The organism is Flagellimonas meridianipacifica (assembly GCF_003001695.1).
Classification (GTDB): domain Bacteria; phylum Bacteroidota; class Bacteroidia; order Flavobacteriales; family Flavobacteriaceae; genus Flagellimonas; species Flagellimonas meridianipacifica.
On the sequence record NZ_PVYX01000002.1, the window covers coordinates 877,456 to 896,248 of the forward strand.

The window sequence follows — 18,793 nt, forward strand, 5'->3', positions numbered from 1 at the left end:
ATGTCTGTAGCCATTGAAGAACGCTTAGAAAAAATTCCAGTTATCAATTGGGTGGTTAGGCTGCTAAAGAAAATAAAATTGAAGGCCTTTGAGGGACTTTCCTTTTATGATTTGTTGGAGATGTATGTGGTGGGTATTGTTGAGGGTACGTTGTCCAGCCGTGCCAGTTCCATTGCATTTAGTCTTTTCATGGCCCTTTTCCCGCTGTTGATTTTTTTAATCACGCTTTTGCCATTCATCATACCTTATGCCAGTGTAGGGAACGAAAACTTTGATGGTCAGTTCCTGTTGTTTTTGGAATCTTTTCTACCAACAGCAACGAGTGATTACTTTGGGGATATTTACCAACAAATCAAGGACCAGAGAAGGGGAGGGCTGCTCTCATCTGCTTTTGTGGTTTCCATTTTTTTGGTGGCCAATGGGGTCAATGCTATTTTTAGTGGTTTTGAAAACTCATATCACGTTGAGCTCACCCGTAATTTTTTTAGGCAGTACGCCTACGCATTAATGGTGGGTCTCATCCTTTCCATTTTGTTGATTTTTTCTGCGGTAGCCTATGTGTATTTTGAATTCTACGTTGTAGAGTACACTAGCGAATATTTAGGAAAGACCTTGGGATACGACCAAGAAAAAGGAGATACCCTGGGAATACAGGTGGCCAAAATTCTGTTTTTTATGATTTTGTCCTATTTCACTACCGCAATTCTTTATTATTTCGGAACGGCCGAGGGTAAAAAAGCACGATTCTTTTCGGCTGGAGCATTGATGACTACACTTCTTTTTATCTTAACATCATACCTCTTCGGGGTATATGTGGAGAAGTTTGCCCGATACAACGAGCTGTATGGTGCATTAGGAGGATTATTGATTCTTATGGTATTTATTTGGTTGAACTCCAATATATTGCTTTTGGGATTTGAATTGAACGCAACATTGAACTCATTGAAAAAGAAACATGAAAAAAAGCATTCTGAATAATTATAGCGCATTTGTCGTACTTTTTGTATTGACCCAGTCCATGTATGCACAGGGTATTTTTGGAAAATGGAAAACCATTGATGATAAAACGGGGGTCGCCAAGGCTATTGTAGAGGTATACGAAAATAAAGGGCTGCTCAATGCCAAAATCATCCAGGTCTTGGAAAAGGGTAGGGAAGATGCGGTATGCATTAACTGTAAGGGGGATTTAAAAAATCAACCGGTAAAAGGGATGCATATCATCAAAGACTTCAAAAAGAACGGTTCACAAGAATATAAGGGCAGTAACCTATTGGACCCAGAAAGCGGAACCACGTATCGTGGTAAACTTTGGCTGGATTCTGATAACCCGGATAAGCTTAAAGTAAGAGGGTACATAGCCTTTTTGTATCGTACACAAACATGGCATAGGTTAAAGGAAGGGAAATAGTATGTCATGGTTCTTGGATGTAGTGCTCCCTATTCCTTTGGAGCGACGTTTTACCTATCAAATTAACCAAGAAGAAGCCAAATTCATCAAAAGGGGCATGCGCATAGCTGTGCCTTTTGGAAAGTCAAAAATATATACTGCTTTGGCCTATTCGGTCCATAATAGGGCGCCGGAAGCCTATGAAGCGAAATCCATATATCAAATTTTGGATGAGGTCCCTCTGGTGAACGAAATACAGTTTAGGCATTGGCAATGGATTGCTGAATATTACATGTGCACCTTGGGGGAGGTTATTCGCTCTGCGCTCCCAAGCGCCTTTCTACTGGAGAGTGAAACCTTGATTTTACCAAACAAGGATTCCGATATTGATGATATGGCACTCAAGGACGACGAGTTTTTGATATATGAAGCCTTACAGCATCAATCCTTGCTCAAGATTTCTGAGGTAGCTGAAATAGTTGACAAAAAAAATGTACTCCCCCTTGTGAATCGTTTGGTTCAAAAGGAAGTGGTTCTTTTAAAAGAAGAACTTTACGAACAATACAAACCTAAGCAGGTCAAGTTCGTGCGGTTGGCACCTGACTTTGAACAAGAAGAACAGTTGGAAGTTTTGCTTGCAACCCTTTCAAGGGCACCCCAGCAAAGTAAGGTGTTGTTGGCACTGTTTCAATTAACCGCAAAAACCAAAAAACCAATTCCTCTAAAAGAATTGGTCAAGGAAAGCGGTGTTTCAAGGGCTGTGATAAAAAGCTTGGTGAAAAAATTGATTCTTGAAGAATATGAGCTAAGACAGGACCGTGTTAGCTTTGATGGAGAAGCCACTAATCTCGAGGTGGTTTTGAACGAGTATCAACGAAACGCTTTGGAATCCATCGATTCGAGTTTTGAGGAGGGCAAGGTTGCCTTGCTTCATGGAGTTACCTCTTCTGGCAAGACAGAAGTATACTTTAAGTGCATTGAAAAAGTGATTGAAGAAGGCAGGCAGGTATTGTATTTATTGCCAGAAATTGCATTGACTTCACAGTTAATAGGGCGGTTAAGAGACTATTTTGGAGATAAAATTGCTGTCTATCACTCAAAATACAGCATACATGAGCGGGTGGAGGCTTGGCAAAATGTGCTCAATAACTTGGAAAAGGCACAGATTGTTATAGGGGCACGTTCCGCATTGTTCTTGCCCTTTTCAGATTTAGGTTTAGTAGTGGTTGATGAGGAACATGAAAACTCTTTCAAGCAGTTTGACCCCGCACCCCGATACCATGCCAGGGATGCTTCGGTGGTGCTAGCTTCTCTGCATAGCGCAAAGTGCATATTGGGCTCGGCAACACCTAGTGTGGAGAGCATGGATAACGTAAAAAAAGGTAAATACGGGTATGCCCATATTCAATATAGGTACGGTCAGGTACTGATGCCAGATGTGAAACTGGTTGATTTAAAAGATGCTGTCAAGAGAAAACGAATGAAGGGCCACTTTTCGGAAACTTTGTTCTTGGCTATTGAAGAAGCGTTAAATCAAGGAGAGCAAATTATACTTTTTCAAAACCGAAGAGGTTTTGCTCCGATTGTGGAATGTACCACTTGTGGTCATGTGGCTCAATGTCCAAATTGTGACGTAAGCCTTACCTATCATCAAAACAGAAATCAGCTGCGTTGTCATTACTGTGGGTATCATATGGCCCTACAAAATGCTTGTCAGGCATGCGGTAGTAGCACTTTGGACAAAAAAGGATTTGGAACGGAACAAATTGAGCAAGAATTAAAGACCCTTTTCCCCGAAGCCCATGTGGGACGAATGGATTTGGATACGACTCGGGGCAAGTATGCCTATGAGAAATTGATAACTTCCTTTGAGCAGCAGGAACTAGATGTTTTAGTGGGTACTCAAATGGTGGTAAAAGGACTTGACTTTAGGAACGTAAGTCTAGTGGGAGTTATGAATGCAGATTCCCTTTTGAATTTCCCAGATTACCGTGCGCATGAAAGAACGTTTCAAATGCTCACCCAGGTTGCTGGGAGGGCGGGAAGAACACAGAAACAAGGAAAGGTGCTCATTCAAACCTACAATCCCTACCATCAGATACTCCAGCAAGTGACGACCAATGACTATGACAAAATGTTTGAACAGCAATATTATGAAAGGGAGCAGTTCAAATATCCACCCGTGGTACGAATCATAAAAATTACCTTAAAGGATAAGGACTTCAATAAGCTTAACGAGGCTTCACTATGGTTTGCCCAATCATTGACCAATGTTTTGAAATGTTCTGTTTTAGGACCAGAGTACCCACCCGTTTCAAGAATACGCAGAGACTATCTCAAAAACATCTTGGTTAAGGTTCCAAAGAGCCAATCAATATCCCAAACAAAAAATAGCATTAAAGGAATTGAAAAATCCTTTAATGCTATCTCCAAGTATAAAAGTGTAAGACTGGTCTACAATGTAGACCATATATAATTATACGTTGGCCAGTGCTTCGGCCAGCTCAGTCTTTTTGTTTCTACTTAATGGAATCTGTCTGCCCCCAACTTCTACGTTCTTACTATTGAACTTCTCAATTTTTTCCAGATTCACGATATATGATTTATGTATCCTAAGAAACTTTTCAGCGGGTAATTGCTTTTCAAAGGATTTCATGGTTGAAAGGATTACGATATTGGCCTCATCGGTTACCAATTTAATGTAATCTCCTAATGCTTCAATCCATTTAATGTCGTTTAAGATAACCTTACGCTTTTTAAGGTTACTCTTTACAAAGATATGCTCCTCATCTTCGTCTACGCGGTTCATTTGCTCATACTTGGTCACAGCTCTCTTCACAGAAGCTTCAAAGCGCGCCAAAGTGATGGGCTTATGAAGATAATCCGTTACATCGTAATCAAATGCTTTAAGCGCGTAGTCAGGCTTACCAGTAATCAAAATTACTTGAGGCGGGTTTTCCAATGCTTCCAAAAGGTCAAAACCGCTAATGATTGGCATTTCAACATCTAGGAAGATAAGGTCGATTTCGTGGTTTTTGAGTCCGTTCTTGGCTTCAATGGCATTGCTGTACTCAGCAATCAGGGCTAGGTGAGGATGGTTGTTCACTAGTTTGGCAACTGCCATTCGCTGCATGGAGGAGTCGTCAACTATTATACTTTTTAATTTCATAGAATGGGGTGATTTGTAGGGTTTTAAATCATCGGCAAATTACATAAAAATGGCGTTTAAAGGCAACAAAAGATGTAAACATGGTCTATTCTGTTGTGTACTTTGCTATATACGTTATATAGATTTGCTTGGTTCATTATGTTAATAACTCTTGCACTTTAAACGAAGATTTCATCCTTTTCTTGCGCAGAGAACTTATTATTATTAATTTTGCGCTCCTTTAAAAATAAGTATATATGAACCATTACGAAACTGTTTTCATTTTGAATCCCGTTTTATCTGAGACCCAGATAGAGGAAACAGTTAAGAAATTCGAGGATTTCTTAATTAAGAATGGTGCCAAAATGGTCTCCAAAGAAAATTGGGGCCTAAAGAAATTGGCTTATCCCATTCAACACAAGAAAAGTGGATTTTACCACTTGTTTGAATTTACCGCTGACGGTAGTGTAATCACTCCGTACGAGCTGGAATTTATTAGGGATGAACGTATCATGCGTTTCTTAACCGTGAAATTGGACAAGCATGCAATTGCTTGGGCAGAGAAAAGAAGAACTAAATTAAAAGTAAACGCATAAGGGTATGGCATCAATAGAACAACAAGCGAAAGCAAAAAAAGATGGGGAAATCAGATATTTGACCCCATTGAATATTGAGACCAACAAGCAGAAGAAATACTGCAGGTTTAAGAAATCAGGTATCAAGTACATCGATTACAAAGACCCGGATTTTTTGATGAAGTTGGTAAACGAGCAAGGAAAGTTACTTCCTAGAAGATTGACAGGAACTTCCTTAAAGTATCAAAGAAAAGTGGCACAAGCGGTAAAACGTGCCCGTCACTTGGCCTTAATGCCCTACGTTGGCGATATGTTAAAATAAAAAGGTAGTAGCATGGAAATTATTTTAAGAGAAGACGTACAAGATTTAGGCTTTAAGGATGACATCGTAACAGTGAAAAACGGTTACGGCAGAAATTTCTTGATTCCACAAGGTTTGGCTACATTGGCAACACCTTCGGCTAAGAAGGTTTTGGCAGAGAACCTGAAACAGAGAGCCCACAAAGAGAAGAAGGTCATCGATGAAGCCAATACTATGGCTGATGCCCTAAAACAATTGGAAATCCGAATTCCTGCAAAAGTAGGTGCTGGTGATAAGTTGTTTGGTTCCGTAAGTAATATTGACTTGGCTGCAGCTTTGGAAAAAGCAGGACACCAATTGGATAGAAAGTTTATTAATATTAAAGGTGGTACCATTAAAAGGGTAGGGCCTTACCATGCCCAGATAAGACTGCACAGAGAGGTAATCGTGGATTTTCCTTTTGAAGTAATTGCTGAGGCGAAATAAACGTCAAGTTTTAGTTAATAACTTGTTAAGAGCTATGCGTGCATAGCTCTTTTTTTTGTCTATGTTTGTAGCTACTCAAAAAGCATTATAACTAACTCATCATGAAAAAAATCTTACTCTTGGGGGCCTTGTTTTTAATGGCTTTCCCACTCGCTTTTTCACAGGTTACCACATCCAACATCAGGGGAGCTGTTGTTGATGATCAGAATGTTCCTCTTTTTGGAGCAAACGTTGTAGCGGTGCACACTCCTACGGGTACGCGCTACGGAGCTATTACCAATGAAGACGGTAGGTACAACCTATTAAATCTTCGTGTTGGAGGACCGTATGAGGTTACTATTTCCTATGTAGGTTTCAAGACCGTTATCAAGAATGATATCTTCTTGTCCTTGGGTAAAACCTTTAACTATAATGTGGCCATGGTGTCGGATAGTCAAGCCTTGGATGAAGTAGTTGTGGTTTCAGACGCTTCTGGTACGTTTGGTAGTGACCGAACCGGTGCGGAAACAAGTTTAGGAGACCGTGAGTTACGTAGATTACCAACTATCAGTCGTTCCCAAGCCGATTTTACACGTTTGGAACCTACGGCATCATCAGATGGTATCTCTTTTGGAGGTAGAAACAATCAATTCAATAACTTTTCGTTGGATGGCTCCATCTTCAACAATCCGTTTGGGTTGGATGCGCCAACACCGGGTGGACAATCAAATGCACAGCCCATCTCCTTGGATGCGATTGATCAGGTTCAAGTATCGTTGGCCCCTTATGATGTAAGACAGGCCGGATTCACGGGTGCTGCAGTAAATGCCGTTACCAAAAGTGGTTCCAACGAATTTCATGGAACTGTATATGGATTTTTCAGAAATGAGGACTTGACAGGAGGCAAGGTGTCTGGAGAGGATATTTTTGTGCCGGAATTGACCCAAACACAATACGGTATTAGCATTGGAGGTCCGATAGTAAAGAATAAACTATTCTTTTTTGCCAATTTTGAAGTAGACGATAGGGAAGATTTGGGGTCTAACTTTTTTGCCGACAGGGGCCAAGGCGGTAACAATGTATCCCGGGTCAGTGCAGATGACCTACAATTGGTTTCGGATGCTCTGGCCGGACTTGGGTATGAAACCGGTCCTTTTGAAAACTACCTATTGGGCTCTGAGTCTACAAAAGGTATCCTTAAACTGGATTGGAACATTAATGATAACAACCGATTGGCATTGATTTATAATTTCTTGGATGCCAGTAGGGATTTAACGGCCAATCCTTTGGCTATTGGTAGAAGGGGTCCAGATGCAACAACCTTACAATTTGCCAATAGTGGTTACCAAATCAATAACGAAATCAACTCTTTTTTAGCAGAATTGAACTCTACGCTTGGAAATGGTACTGCAGTAAATAAGCTGCAAATAGGATACACTAGTTTTAATGATTTTCGAGACCCATTCTCGACGCCAGCTCCTGACATTAACATATTGCAGGATGGAGTTCGCGCCATAGTAGCAGGACATGAACCTTTTTCCATCAACAACCGTTTGGAGCAAGATGTCTTTCAAATAACCAATAACCTTACTTTCTTCTCCGGGGATCACACGGTAACTGTGGGCTTCTCCTATGAAAAGTTTGATTTCTTTAACTCATTTAACCTAGGATCGTACGTATTCTTCAACGAAAATGGAGGCGTCGGAACATTTGCACCGGATTTTGCAAGCGTTGATGCTTTCTTGGATGCTGTTGACAATGGTTTAATAGGAGCTGCGATTTCAAATGCCGAAGCTACATTTAATGCAAACAACCAATTACCTATTGGAGCTCCTGGAGGATGGAATTTAGCAGAGACCAGTGTTGGTCAATTGGCATTTTACGTTCAGGACGAATGGGACATCACGGATAACTTTAAATTGACTTATGGTATTCGTGCGGATCGTCCGCTTTATTTCAACACCCGTGGTCTGATTGAGGAAAATATCGACAGAAAAGGGGGACTGTTGTCAGAGGGAGGTACCTATGCTCCTGACATACAATATTTTGATGAAAACGGAGACCCAATTTTCTTGGATAGCTTTGATTTACCGGACAGTTCAATTTTGTGGTCACCTCGCCTTGGATTCAATTGGGATGTCAGGGGAGACCAAAGCTTTCAATTTCGTGGGGGTAGTGGAATCTTTTCTGGAAGGTTTCCCTTTGTATGGGTAGGAAATCAGGTGCAGAACACCGATTTCTTTTTCTATACACCAACCAATCCTAATTTTCAGTTTCCACAGGTATGGCGTTCCAACTTAGGGATTGATTATAAATTTGATAATGGCATTATTGCAACTACCGACATCATCTTTACCAAGGATTTGAATGCCGCTACAACATACAATTTTGGTCTGGCCAATCCAACTGGCTCACTTTCAGGTCCCGATTCAAGACCTATTTATCAGCTTGAAGACCGTGCTCAAATTTTTGGTGGACCTACCAATGCTTATGTTATTTCGAATATAGACGAGGGTCGCTCCTTCAACTGGAGTTTTAAACTGCAAAAGCAATTCGAGAACAATTTATATGCAATGGTAGCCTATAATTTCTTGGAAGCATTGGACGTGAACTCTATGTCTGCGGAGATTTCTAGTGACCTGTTTGATTTGAATCCAGCTAGAGGCAACGTAAACCAAGCACCTTTGGCACCGAGCTTGTTTGGAAACAAACATCGTATCATTGGGCAACTTAATAAGCAATGGTCTTATGGAAATGGAAAATGGGGAACTTCTATAGGTGCCTTTTTTGAGTATGCTTCCGGTCAGCGTTTTTCATATACATATTCCGGGGACATCAATAACGATGGTTCGTTTACCAACGATTTAATTTATATCCCTACCACTGCTGAAGTGCAGCAGTTGGCTTTTACTGCACCACAGTTTCCAACCAACCCAACGGTACAGGAACAGCGTGACGCATTTGAAGCCTTTATTCAACAGGATGAATACCTAAGCTCTCGACGAGGTGGTTTTGCAGGTAGAAATGACCTCACAACACCTTGGACCGGCAGATGGGATATTAAAATATTGCAAGACTTGAATTTCAATGCCTTGGGTGAAGGACAGAATACGTTACAGCTTAGCGTGGATATTTTGAATTTTGGTAATTTACTAAATTCCGATTGGGGTGTGGTTCAGTTACCAAGATCTACCCAACCCATAGGAGTATCCGTTGATTTTTCCCAAGATAATCCTTCTCCAGTGTATAGTTTTGACCCTTCTCAAACCTCAACTTTTGTAGATAATTTTGATTTGATTTCAAGATGGCAGGCCCAAGTAGGGATACGTTACATTTTTTAAAGAGAATAAAAACTAGGTATAAGGCCGTACGTAAGTGCGGCCTTTTTTATTTTTGCGGAATCAAAAAACGGATTTGATGAAATATGCACGTTTGACACAGCAGCAACTGGAAGAACTTCATCCTGAATTTATCAATTTTTTGGCTACCCAATCCATTACAGCAGAAGAATGGACTAATCTTAAAGAAGAAAAACCAGAAGTGGCCGAGGAGGAATTAGACGTGTTCAGCGACCTTATTTGGGAAGGCGTTTTGGCTAAGGTGGAATACTTGGAAAACATTTCGGAACAGCACATGCACCTCTTTCATTTAACCGAAAAGGAAATGAAACTGTTTTCGGTCAAGGTATTAAACCCAGAAATTGATTTAAGAACCCAAGAAGGCTTCGGTTGGTTTAAGCGCAACTTTCAATCAGACTTTGTAGAATACCTTACAGCTTCCAAGGCGTATTCCGCCGATAAAAACCAAGATAAGTTTGGTCTAATACAACAAGGTGCCGTTATCACCAAGGGCGAGTTGTACCAATGGTTTGAGCAGATTATGGACCACTAAACTAAAAAAATCGGGTTGTCATTTGGACAACCCTGATTTTGTTTACAATAAATTATATAAGAGTTCTTAAAAGGCTCATTTTATTCCAAACCGAAATACTGCATTACTTCATGATAGTTGTTTACATCTATACCGCTGTTCTTTAAACCTTTTAGGACATCTTGTTTGCTTTTACCAGACATTGAACCTGTATTTGTTTCGACCATGGTGACGTGCAAAGTAATTGTGATGTTTTCTGGAACATCCGGCCATGCTCCTAAGGTTCCATCTAGGTTGTAAAATGTCAAAGCCAAAGTTTCCTCAATATATTCCACAGAAATATTCAATTGAAAAATATTAACAATACCGGGAATTAAAACGTAGCCAATGTCATTGCTATCAGATAATTCCAAGTGAGTAATCAAAACATTGTTTGCTAATGCCTCTGTAGTAAACTCAGAGATATTATCAATCACTATATCACTTTCACCTTCGGGAATAAAGGAAAGATTAAATTCCAGTTTTTGCACATTAGCATTGCCATCATCACCTGCAACTCCCTGTTCTCCCTGTTCTCCTTGCGGTCCTTGTTCTCCTTGAATTCCTTGCTCTCCCTGAATACCTTGTTCACCATCTTCACCTGAACATGAGATTAGGGTGATGGTTGAGATTGCCAATACAGATAAAACGAATTTAAATTTCATATTTTTTTGTTTATGGGTTATATCGGCTAATGTACTTTGAATCAAAGGCGAGTTTCTTGCTCAATTGACCTGTGCCTTGTACGAATTGATGAATAAGAAGAATTCAACAATGTATATTTGCACAATAAATAAAATGCATGCCACAAAAACCATCCATTCCTAAGGGAACGCGCGATTTTTCACCAGCCGAAGTTGCAAAACGAAATCATATCATATCTGTAGTTAAAAAACACTTTGAACGTTTTGGATTTCTTCCTATTGAGACGCCTTCATTTGAAAATTCGGAAACCCTGCTAGGAAAATATGGGGAGGAGGGAGACCGATTAATATTTAAAATCCTGAACTCTGGGGATTTTATTTCCAAAGTGGATGATGTAACCTATAGTTCCAAGAATTCTAATTCTTTGGCTCCCAAGATTACCGAAAAGGCATTACGTTACGACCTTACGGTTCCTTTTGCACGCTATGTGGTTATGCACCAAAATGAGATTGATTTTCCGTTTAAACGCTATCAAATACAGCCGGTTTGGCGGGCAGATAGACCACAAAAAGGACGTTTTAGAGAGTTCTATCAATGTGATGCCGATGTAGTAGGGGCAAATTCCTTATTGCAAGAAGTGGAGTTGATTCAATTGTATGACGCTGTTTTTTCGGATTTAGGATTGGAAGGAACAACCATAAAAATCAATAACCGCAAAATCCTGTATGGTATCGCAGAGGTTATCGGTGCCCAAAATCGTCTAGTAGATTTTACCGTGGCTCTTGATAAGTTGGATAAGATAGGGGAGGATGCCGTGAAGGCGGAAATGATAAGCAAGGGAATTTCAGAAAATGCCATTGCAAAAGCGGCCCCTCTTTTCAGTATGATAGGCACCAACGAAGAAAAGCTTGAGATTTTAAGTGGTTTGTTGTCCGAGTCTGAACTTGGAATGGAAGGCGTTGAGGAAGTACAAGCCATTCAAACGCATGTTGAAGAGTTAGGGCTTAATAGTGCTTCTTTACAATTGGATGTTACGTTGGCTAGAGGTTTAAATTACTATACAGGAGCCATTTTTGAAGTCGCCGCTCCGTCTACGGTTAAGATGGGTTCTATTGGAGGAGGAGGTCGTTATGATGACTTAACGGGGATTTTTGGACTAAAGGACGTGAGTGGAGTGGGTATATCATTTGGACTGGACCGTATTTATCTGGTGCTCGAAGAATTGGGTTTGTTCCCTGAATCTTTGGAAACTTCCTTGGATGTGCTTTGTCTTAACTTTGGTGAAAAAGAAGGTGTCGCTTCTCTCAAATTGGTCAGTGCTCTTCGTGATTTCGGTTTGCGGGCCGATTTGTACCCTTCAACCTCAAAAGTGCAGAAACAGTTTAAATATGCGGATAAGCGTAAGGTGCCCTATGTTATCTTGTTGGGTGAAAAAGAGCTGAATGCCGGCCAATTCATTGTGAAAGATATGAAGACAGGAAATCAAGAGTCCTATGCTTTGGACAATCCCAAAGCGTTCTTTCAAACGCTATAAACGGGATTCAATTTCCGAGATTACTTTTTCGTATCTCTGATTTAGATTGGGAACAAGATCGCTGTGTTTGGTTTTTACCCATTGTTTAAACCTTTCCAATGGAAACCATTCCAGTCTTTCAACCTCAGATTCTTGTTTTTGTAAGGGAGTTTGACGGGATAAATGATATAAAAAAGTGTGATTGAATTCCCTGTCTAGAAAATTTTTGGCATGTTGATGTTCGGTTTTAAAGACGGCAATTTTTTCCAGAAGCTCAGCTGAGATTTTAACTCCAATTTCTTCCTGAACCTCACGAACAGCCCCTAAACTTATAGTTTCTCCAGTCCCAATATGTCCGGCTACGGATACATCCCATTTCAATGGAAAAGAAGATTTGTTTCGCCCACGTTGTTGAAGCAAAACAAAACCGTTTTTATCATAACACCATATATGTACAGTGGGATGGTAAAGTCCCAGTCGGTGAGCTTCGGATTTTAAAAGAGATTGCCCAGTGGGATTTCCTTCGGCATCCAAGATATCCACCCATTCATCCATAACACTGAATTGTTTTGTCATTCCTACGTAGGCAGCAATCCAAATGTTTATATGGATTCCCACTTTTGTGAGAATCACGATTTAATCAAAATAACTAAAAGTCTCCCCAGATTTTATGGTCAATAAGGTTTCGTAAATCAAGCGGATTACATTCTCAACGTCGTCCCTGTGAACTGTCTCAACCGTAGTGTGCATATAGCGTAGCGGTAAGGAGATAAGGGCAGAAGCCACTCCACCGTTACTGTACGCAAATGCATCGGTGTCGGTTCCGGTATACCGAGACGATGCTTGCCTTTGGAATGGAATTTCCTTGGCTTCAGCGGTTTCTATTATACGTTCGCGAAGCTTTTGCTGTACCGCTGGGGCATACGAAATTACAGGACCTTTGCCCATAGAGCAATCTCCTTGGGTCTTTTTCTCAATCATTGGGGTAGTGGTGTCGTGGGTTACATCCGTAACAATGGCCACATTGGGCTTTATGGTCTGGGTAATCATTTCGGCACCCCTAAGTCCTATTTCTTCTTGAACGGAGTTCGTGATGTACAGCCCGAATGGTAGCTCTACCTTATTTTCATGAAGGAGTCGTGCTACTTCGGCAATCATAAAGCCTCCCGCACGGTTGTCCAAAGCCCGGCATACGAACTTGTCCTTGTTCAATACATGAAATTCATCAGGATAGGTGATTACACACCCAACATGCACTCCCATTTTCTCTACCTCTTCCTTGTCTTTGGCCCCAATATCGATAAAGATGTTGTCCAATTTTGGAGCTTCTTCCTTTCCTGCCTTTCTGGTATGGATGGCCGGCCATCCAAATACTCCTTTTACCACTCCATTTTTAGTATGGATATTCACCCACTTCGAGGGTGCAATTTGATGGTCGCTACCTCCATTCCGAATTACATAGAGTAACCCATTGTCAGTAATGTAGTTTACATACCAGGATATTTCATCAGAATGCCCTTCTATAACCACCTTATATTCGGCCTCAGGGTTTATTACCGCCACAGCAGTGCCGTAAGTATCTGTGATGAAATCATCCACATAGGGTTTCAGATAGTCCATCCAGATTTTTTGGCCCTCCCACTCATAGCCTGTGGGTGAGGCATTATTTAGGTATTTTTCAAAGAATTCTAAAGACTGGTCGGTAATGATTTTAGCTTTTGACATGTAATCGGATTAAGCAACAAACTTAACAATATTCACTTTTATTTAATAGCGCATTTTTGGCTTTATCCTTAATTTTAACCCAACATTTGTTAAAGAATTTTAATGTTGAAGTACCAAATCACCGCTATTGTATCGCTTTTGGTGTGGTCCGTGTTTTCACAAGAAATATCAAAAGACTCGGTTACGGATTATTATGTCCGCTTTGAAGGGGATTCCATTTTGCGCAGTTCCATTGAGCTTGATGAGGTATTTATTTTCAGCAAACTGGAATTTGCGGATAGAAGGGAAAAACTTCGCTATTACATTCTAAGACGGAAGACCTTAAAGGTCTATCCCTATGCCAAATTGGCCGCTGAACGATTGGTAGAGTTAAATGACAGTTTGGATAAAATTAAAAAGAGGCGACACAAAAAGCGATATACCAAGAAAGTTCAAAAATATATTGAAGGCGAATTTGCAGAAGAACTGAAAAAACTCACCCGGACCGAAGGGCAAATACTTATTAAACTAATTTACCGACAAACAGGAAAAACGGCATTTAGCCTGGTAAAGGAATTGCGTAGTGGTTGGCGGGCCTTCTGGTACAACACCACTGCTAAAGCGTTTAAAATAAGCATCAAAGAAGAGTTTCATCCTGAATATATCCACGAGGATTACCTGATTGAGGATATTTTGCAACGCGCATTTGCAGCGGAGAAACTGGAAAGACAGAAATCAGTGCTGGACTATGACTATGCGCTTTTAAGCAATAAATGGAAAAACACATCTTCCCCAAAAAAGGAATGACCTTTATTCTTTTGATTTCTTTCCAAAAAGTGCGTCCATAAAAATCTTCATGGAATAAAAGCCCAAGGAGATTGCGGTTATGGCCAGAATGATTCCAATGATCAAAACCGGAATGTATGCAGGGTGGTCCTCATTCTTAAAGGCTTGATAAATCGTAAAAGGGGCGAGGAACATTACCCCTGCCGTATACCCTAAAAATTTAATGCCCTTGACCAAAAGTTTCTTATCCGTTCGCATAAAGACTAAAGTAATTATATTGTTTTATATTAAATCCATATAAAACAACTTTAAATAGCCGAATTCCATGAAAAAAATGTTGATTTGTTTAGTAGGAATTACCTTGTTTGTCAACTGTAAAAACTCCACAAAAATTGAGACCAGCTTTAGGGATTTAAATGGAAACGGTTCTTTAGATGTTTATGAAGATATCGACCAGCCTCTTCAAGACAGAGTGAACGATTTGATTTCGCAAATGACGATTGAAGAAAAAGCGGGTTTAATGTTCAACGCCAGATGGGGAGTGGAGATGGGACAAAGTGTTTATGTTGCGGATTCTTTAATTTCAAAGGTAAACATAAGTCATATCAACATGCCAGGGTTGGCTACCCCAAAGGCAAATTTGGAACTTAACAATCGACTGCAGAAAATTGCGGAAAATACACGCCTTGGGATTCCAGTAACCTTTTATTCAGACCCAAGGCATAGTCTACGATTCAATGAAGCTGCTGGGGAAAATCGATTTCATTCAAGATGGCCTTCCGAACTTGGTTTTGGAGCTATAGGTGATGCCGATTTGATAAAGGAGTTTGGAGATATTTCACGGCAAGAGTACAAAGCGTTGGGGATTAGACTGGCACTACATCCCATAGCCGATTTGGCTACCGAACCGCGATGGTATCGGGTCTATACTACTTTTGGGGAAGATGCTGATTTAAGTGCTAAATTAACCAAAGCCTATATTAAAGGTTTTCAAGGAGAAAAATTAGGAACACACAGCGTACTCACCATGACGAAACATTTCCCTGGAGGTGGTCCGCAAAAAGATGGTATGGATTCCCATTTTGATACTGGGAAAGAACAAGTTTACCCTGGAGGAATGTTTGATTATCATCTCATACCTTTTACGAAAGGAGCATTGCCAGCAGGAACCGCTCAGTTGATGCTTTACTACGGCCAACCAATAGGTGTAACGGAAGAAGAAGTTGCCTTCGGTTTTAACAAGGAGATTGTTACGGATTTACTAAGGAAAAAACTAGGTTTTAATGGGGTTGTATGCACTGATTGGGTCTTAATAAATGATAATCCGGCGAAACCTGCTTCGGCGTGGGGGGTAGAGCATCTTTCACCCAAAGAAAGAGTTAAGAAAATAATTGATGCAGGTGTGGATATGTTCGGAGGTGAGAGTTGCGCTGAATTGGTTGTAGAGTTGGTCAAGGAAGGTAAAATAAGCGAGTCAAGACTTGACGAATCCATCAGAAGAGTTTTGCATGACAAATTCGTTTTAGGGTTGTTTGATAATCCTTATTTAGTTCCAGAGAATTTGGAGATTTTTGAAAACGAATCTTACAAAGAGAAAGGAAAGGAAGCCCAACGTAAATCTTTAGTTCTATTGAAAAATGAAAATAAAATTTTACCATTGTCAAAAGGTATAAAGGTATTTGCCAAAGGAATTGATTCTTTGGCTATAAAAAACTATGCGACAATTGTTGATACTCCCGAAGAAGCAGATGTCATAATATTAAAGTTTGGTACTCCTTTCACACCGGTTGAGAGCCCAAGGTATTTTCTGCAGCGAGTTTTTCAAGAAGGTAGATTGGATTTTCCAACTGAGGAGAAGAATGCAATGTTAGAGTTAATCAAAACAAAACCGACTATTTCGATATTTACAATGCATCGTCCGGCCGTAATTCTGAAGATAAATAAGGCCACCAAGGGCTTGATTGTGGATTTTGATTGCCAGGATGAGATTTTGATGGAGTTGGTTTTTGGAGAATTTGTTCCTTCCGGAAAGCTCCCAGTTGAAATTCCTTCCAGTATTGAAGCAGTCGAATCTCAATTGGAAGACGTACCCAAGGATTCAGAAAAACCTCTATATCCTTTTGGATTCGGAATGACCTATAATTAAATCCAAAATAAAACTAATTTAAAGAGTGATTTTTTTAATACTGATAGGTGCAATTTTCTTTATCATTCTAGCTACGGTCCGCTTTAAAATGCATCCGGTGTTGTCTTTGACAATTGCTGCCGTCGCTGCAGGTCTCTTTTTAGGTATGTCGCCGGCTGATGTTGTTAAAAGTATGGGTGAAGGTCTAGGGAAGACACTTTCAGGTATAGCTTTGGTTATAGCCTTTGGAAGCATTATTGGCATTTACCTTGAAAAAACAGGTGCCACACAGATTTTAGCGCGAACGATTCTGAAACTGGTTGGAGACAAGAAATCCCCCATGGCCATTAACCTTGCTGGTTTTGTGGTTTCCATTCCTGTTTTTTGCGATTCCGGTTTTATCATACTTTCAAGATTGAACAAAGCATTGAGCCAAAAAAGCGGGGTTCCCGTTTTGGTCTTTGCCATTGCTTTATCCACAGGTTTATATGCTGCCCATGTTTTTGTTCCTCCAACTCCGGGACCTCTGGCCGCTGCGGCCATTTTGGAAGCTGACCTTGGCTTGGTTCTGTTGATGGGATTGGGCGTTGCCATTCCAGTTTCGCTTACTGGATACTTATGGGCTACATTTTCTGGGAAATCCTTGAAGCAATCCGCTGTTGAGAAGAAAATGGTTAGGGAAGAACCTGTTGAAGCGCTTTCACTGAGTCCTTTTCAGGCTTTTTTGCCCCTTTTGGTGCCTATACTGTTGATTGCAATGAAATCCATTGTTAACCATCCGAGTTATCCTTTGGGAGAGGGATATATTTTTTTAGTTCTCGATTTTATTGGAAATCCAATTCTAGCCCTGTTGATTGGTGTCTTTTTTGCCTTTGGATTGGCCAGAAAAGTTCCAAACGCCAAAAAGTCCGATTGGGTCCCAGAAGCTTTGAAACAAGCAGGTTCCATTGTATTGATAACAGGTGCCGGCGGGGCTTTTGGAGCTGTTCTTCGAACCGTTGATATTGCAGAAGTCTTCAATCTAAGCTCCATTTCTGGTTGGGGCAGCCTTCTTATTATTTTTGCCATAGCTGCTACTTTAAAAACAGCGCAAGGTTCTTCCACGGTGTCCATAATTACCACTTCGGCCATAGTGGCTCCTTTGTTAACAAGTTTTGGTTTGGTTTCAGAAGCGGATAAAGCTCTTGTTGTATTGGCAATAGGTGCCGGAGCCATGACGGTTTCACACATTAATGACAGTTACTTTTGGGTGGTGTCCCAATTTTCCAATATGGAAGTAAAAACTGCTCTAAAAGGATTCACTCTAGCTACGTTCATACAAGGCTTAACGGGTTTGATAGCTTTAATGATTCTACATTTAATACTTTCTTAAGTAACTCATTCTATTGTCAAGCTCTGGGTAAACTCCTGGACTACCGCGAAATATCCTAGTGGAAAAAGATCGGGTTGGCTAACGTTATCCACTACGGTTATGTTATCCAAATCTGTAATATCAAAAATATTTCCACGGGCCGTTGCAACAGGTGTGTCAAATATGCCTCCATCATCTTCGGTCTGCTCTATCAATAGATTCATATAATTATGAAAATCAAGGTCTGCCCCAAGAATACTTACATTGATTTCATCTCCGGGATTAAGCGTCGTTTGATAGAAGTATGAAAATTGGAACTGTTCCCCCTGAAAAAATTGATCGTCCACTACTTGGAACTCTCCAAACCCAAAATCAAATACGTAATAGTTGGTCATTTCTGGGTTATCCGTAAAGGTCACCTTGACCTCGGTATCATCCTCATCAAATAGGGTTTCGGTACCTTGAACTAGCTCATCAATCTGAGTTGTAGGGGAGTAGGTGGTTCGAGCAAAGTATCTTCTGTTTTCGTGTTCCAATTGTAGAATCAACTCCCCTTCAGTAAAAAAATCGGTATTTTTTATGCCTTCATAAATCCCTGTGTTCGGCTCAGTTTCGGTCAATAGGATAACATTGGCATCGTTTAAGGTTGGCGCATCAAGATTGATAATGTTGATATCGGAAAGCTGGGTAACCGGATTAGTTTCAAAAAAAGAACTTGTCAAGGCGACTTTCACTCTTGCCGTTGTGAATTCTTGGGATTCGTCTACCCTTATAATTGCATCTATAACCAATCTGATTTCCGTCTCAGGCAAGTCTACATCTATAACATCTTCACAGGAAATGAAGAGCAGGATGATAAATGTAAACGCTAAGTTTCTCATTGA

18 protein-coding genes are annotated in these 18,793 nt (G+C 40.4%); 12 read left to right on the forward strand and 6 right to left on the reverse strand.

Features of this window, described 5'->3' with window-relative positions; translation table 11 throughout:
* From CLV81_RS14045 to priA, 3 genes are read left to right on the forward strand one after another with little or no spacing between them, the layout of a single operon-like run.
* A complete protein-coding gene (locus CLV81_RS14045; RefSeq protein ID WP_106145732.1) occupies positions 1–978 on the forward strand; it encodes a YihY/virulence factor BrkB family protein in 978 nt (325 codons plus the stop codon).
* Positions 956–1,408: a DUF2147 domain-containing protein gene (locus tag CLV81_RS14050; protein ID WP_106145733.1), complete on the forward strand. Its 453-nt coding sequence runs from the start codon at positions 956–958 to the stop codon at positions 1,406–1,408. The genes CLV81_RS14045 and CLV81_RS14050 overlap by 23 nt, the downstream gene beginning before the upstream one ends.
* A gap of 1 nt (position 1,409) precedes the next feature.
* The gene (gene priA, locus CLV81_RS14055; protein WP_106145734.1) at positions 1,410–3,863 is read left to right on the forward strand and encodes a replication restart helicase PriA; all 2,454 of its coding nucleotides are present in this window, start codon (positions 1,410–1,412) and stop codon (positions 3,861–3,863) included.
* Here the strand turns inward: priA and CLV81_RS14060 are convergent, their stop codons facing one another.
* The gene (locus CLV81_RS14060) at positions 3,864–4,556 is read right to left on the reverse strand and encodes a LytR/AlgR family response regulator transcription factor (protein WP_106145735.1); all 693 of its coding nucleotides are present in this window, start codon (positions 4,554–4,556) and stop codon (positions 3,864–3,866) included.
* A 236-nt stretch (positions 4,557–4,792) separates the two neighbouring features.
* Between CLV81_RS14060 and rpsF the strand changes: the two genes are divergently transcribed.
* The 5 genes from rpsF to CLV81_RS14085 all read left to right on the forward strand — a co-directional run bounded on the left by rpsF (position 4,793) and on the right by CLV81_RS14085 (position 9,767).
* On the forward strand, positions 4,793–5,131 hold the full coding sequence (rpsF, locus tag CLV81_RS14065) for a 30S ribosomal protein S6 (RefSeq protein ID WP_106145736.1): 339 nt from the start codon (positions 4,793–4,795) through the stop codon (positions 5,129–5,131).
* Positions 5,132–5,135: 4 nt separating this feature from the next.
* Positions 5,136–5,432: a 30S ribosomal protein S18 gene (gene rpsR / locus CLV81_RS14070; RefSeq protein WP_106145737.1), complete on the forward strand. Its 297-nt coding sequence runs from the start codon at positions 5,136–5,138 to the stop codon at positions 5,430–5,432.
* Between the two features lie 12 nt (positions 5,433–5,444).
* On the forward strand, positions 5,445–5,897 hold the full coding sequence (rplI, locus tag CLV81_RS14075) for a 50S ribosomal protein L9 (protein WP_106145738.1): 453 nt from the start codon (positions 5,445–5,447) through the stop codon (positions 5,895–5,897).
* Positions 5,898–5,998: 101 nt separating this feature from the next.
* Positions 5,999–9,217, forward strand: a complete 3,219-nt coding sequence (locus tag CLV81_RS14080) for a TonB-dependent receptor (RefSeq protein WP_106145739.1) — start codon at positions 5,999–6,001, stop codon at positions 9,215–9,217.
* A gap of 76 nt (positions 9,218–9,293) precedes the next feature.
* Positions 9,294–9,767 carry a DUF6495 family protein gene (locus tag CLV81_RS14085; RefSeq protein ID WP_106145740.1) on the forward strand — a complete coding sequence of 158 codons (474 nt, stop codon included), beginning with the start codon at positions 9,294–9,296 and terminating at the stop codon, positions 9,765–9,767.
* Between the two features lie 80 nt (positions 9,768–9,847).
* Here CLV81_RS14085 and CLV81_RS20720 read toward each other — a convergent pair whose 3' ends face one another.
* Positions 9,848–10,450, reverse strand: coding sequence for a collagen-like protein (locus CLV81_RS20720; RefSeq protein ID WP_211298013.1), 603 nt, complete (start codon positions 10,448–10,450; stop codon positions 9,848–9,850).
* 137 nt (positions 10,451–10,587) lie between these two features.
* On the opposite strand from CLV81_RS20720, the gene hisS reads away from it, so the two are divergent.
* Positions 10,588–11,964 (forward strand): histidine--tRNA ligase, encoded by a 1,377-nt coding sequence (gene hisS / locus CLV81_RS14095; RefSeq protein WP_106145741.1) that lies wholly within the window; start codon positions 10,588–10,590, stop codon positions 11,962–11,964.
* Here hisS and CLV81_RS14100 read toward each other — a convergent pair.
* A complete protein-coding gene (locus tag CLV81_RS14100) occupies positions 11,959–12,576 on the reverse strand; it encodes an NUDIX hydrolase (protein WP_245912024.1) in 618 nt (205 codons plus the stop codon). The genes hisS and CLV81_RS14100 overlap by 6 nt on opposite strands.
* A gap of 3 nt (positions 12,577–12,579) precedes the next feature.
* Positions 12,580–13,668, reverse strand: coding sequence for a M42 family metallopeptidase (locus CLV81_RS14105; RefSeq protein WP_106145742.1), 1,089 nt, complete (start codon positions 13,666–13,668; stop codon positions 12,580–12,582).
* Between the two features lie 102 nt (positions 13,669–13,770).
* Here CLV81_RS14105 and CLV81_RS14110 point away from each other — a divergent pair, with 102 nt between their 5' ends.
* On the forward strand, positions 13,771–14,454 hold the full coding sequence (locus CLV81_RS14110; protein ID WP_106145743.1) for a DUF4294 domain-containing protein: 684 nt from the start codon (positions 13,771–13,773) through the stop codon (positions 14,452–14,454).
* Positions 14,455–14,457: 3 nt separating this feature from the next.
* On the opposite strand, the gene CLV81_RS14115 is transcribed toward CLV81_RS14110, so the two are convergent.
* Positions 14,458–14,691, reverse strand: a complete 234-nt coding sequence (locus CLV81_RS14115) for a DUF6095 family protein (protein WP_106145744.1) — start codon at positions 14,689–14,691, stop codon at positions 14,458–14,460.
* Between the two features lie 76 nt (positions 14,692–14,767).
* On the opposite strand from CLV81_RS14115, the gene CLV81_RS14120 reads away from it, so the two are divergent.
* Together CLV81_RS14120 and CLV81_RS14125 are read left to right on the forward strand one after the other, a co-directional pair.
* On the forward strand, positions 14,768–16,579 hold the full coding sequence (locus CLV81_RS14120) for a glycoside hydrolase family 3 protein (RefSeq protein WP_106147563.1): 1,812 nt from the start codon (positions 14,768–14,770) through the stop codon (positions 16,577–16,579).
* Between the two features lie 25 nt (positions 16,580–16,604).
* The gene (locus CLV81_RS14125; RefSeq protein WP_106145745.1) at positions 16,605–17,930 is read left to right on the forward strand and encodes a GntP family permease; all 1,326 of its coding nucleotides are present in this window, start codon (positions 16,605–16,607) and stop codon (positions 17,928–17,930) included.
* Positions 17,931–17,935: 5 nt separating this feature from the next.
* Here the strand turns inward: CLV81_RS14125 and CLV81_RS14130 are convergent, their stop codons facing one another.
* Positions 17,936–18,790 carry a DUF4249 family protein gene (locus CLV81_RS14130; protein ID WP_106145746.1) on the reverse strand — a complete coding sequence of 285 codons (855 nt, stop codon included), beginning with the start codon at positions 18,788–18,790 and terminating at the stop codon, positions 17,936–17,938.
* Positions 18,791–18,793 lie beyond the last annotated feature (3 nt).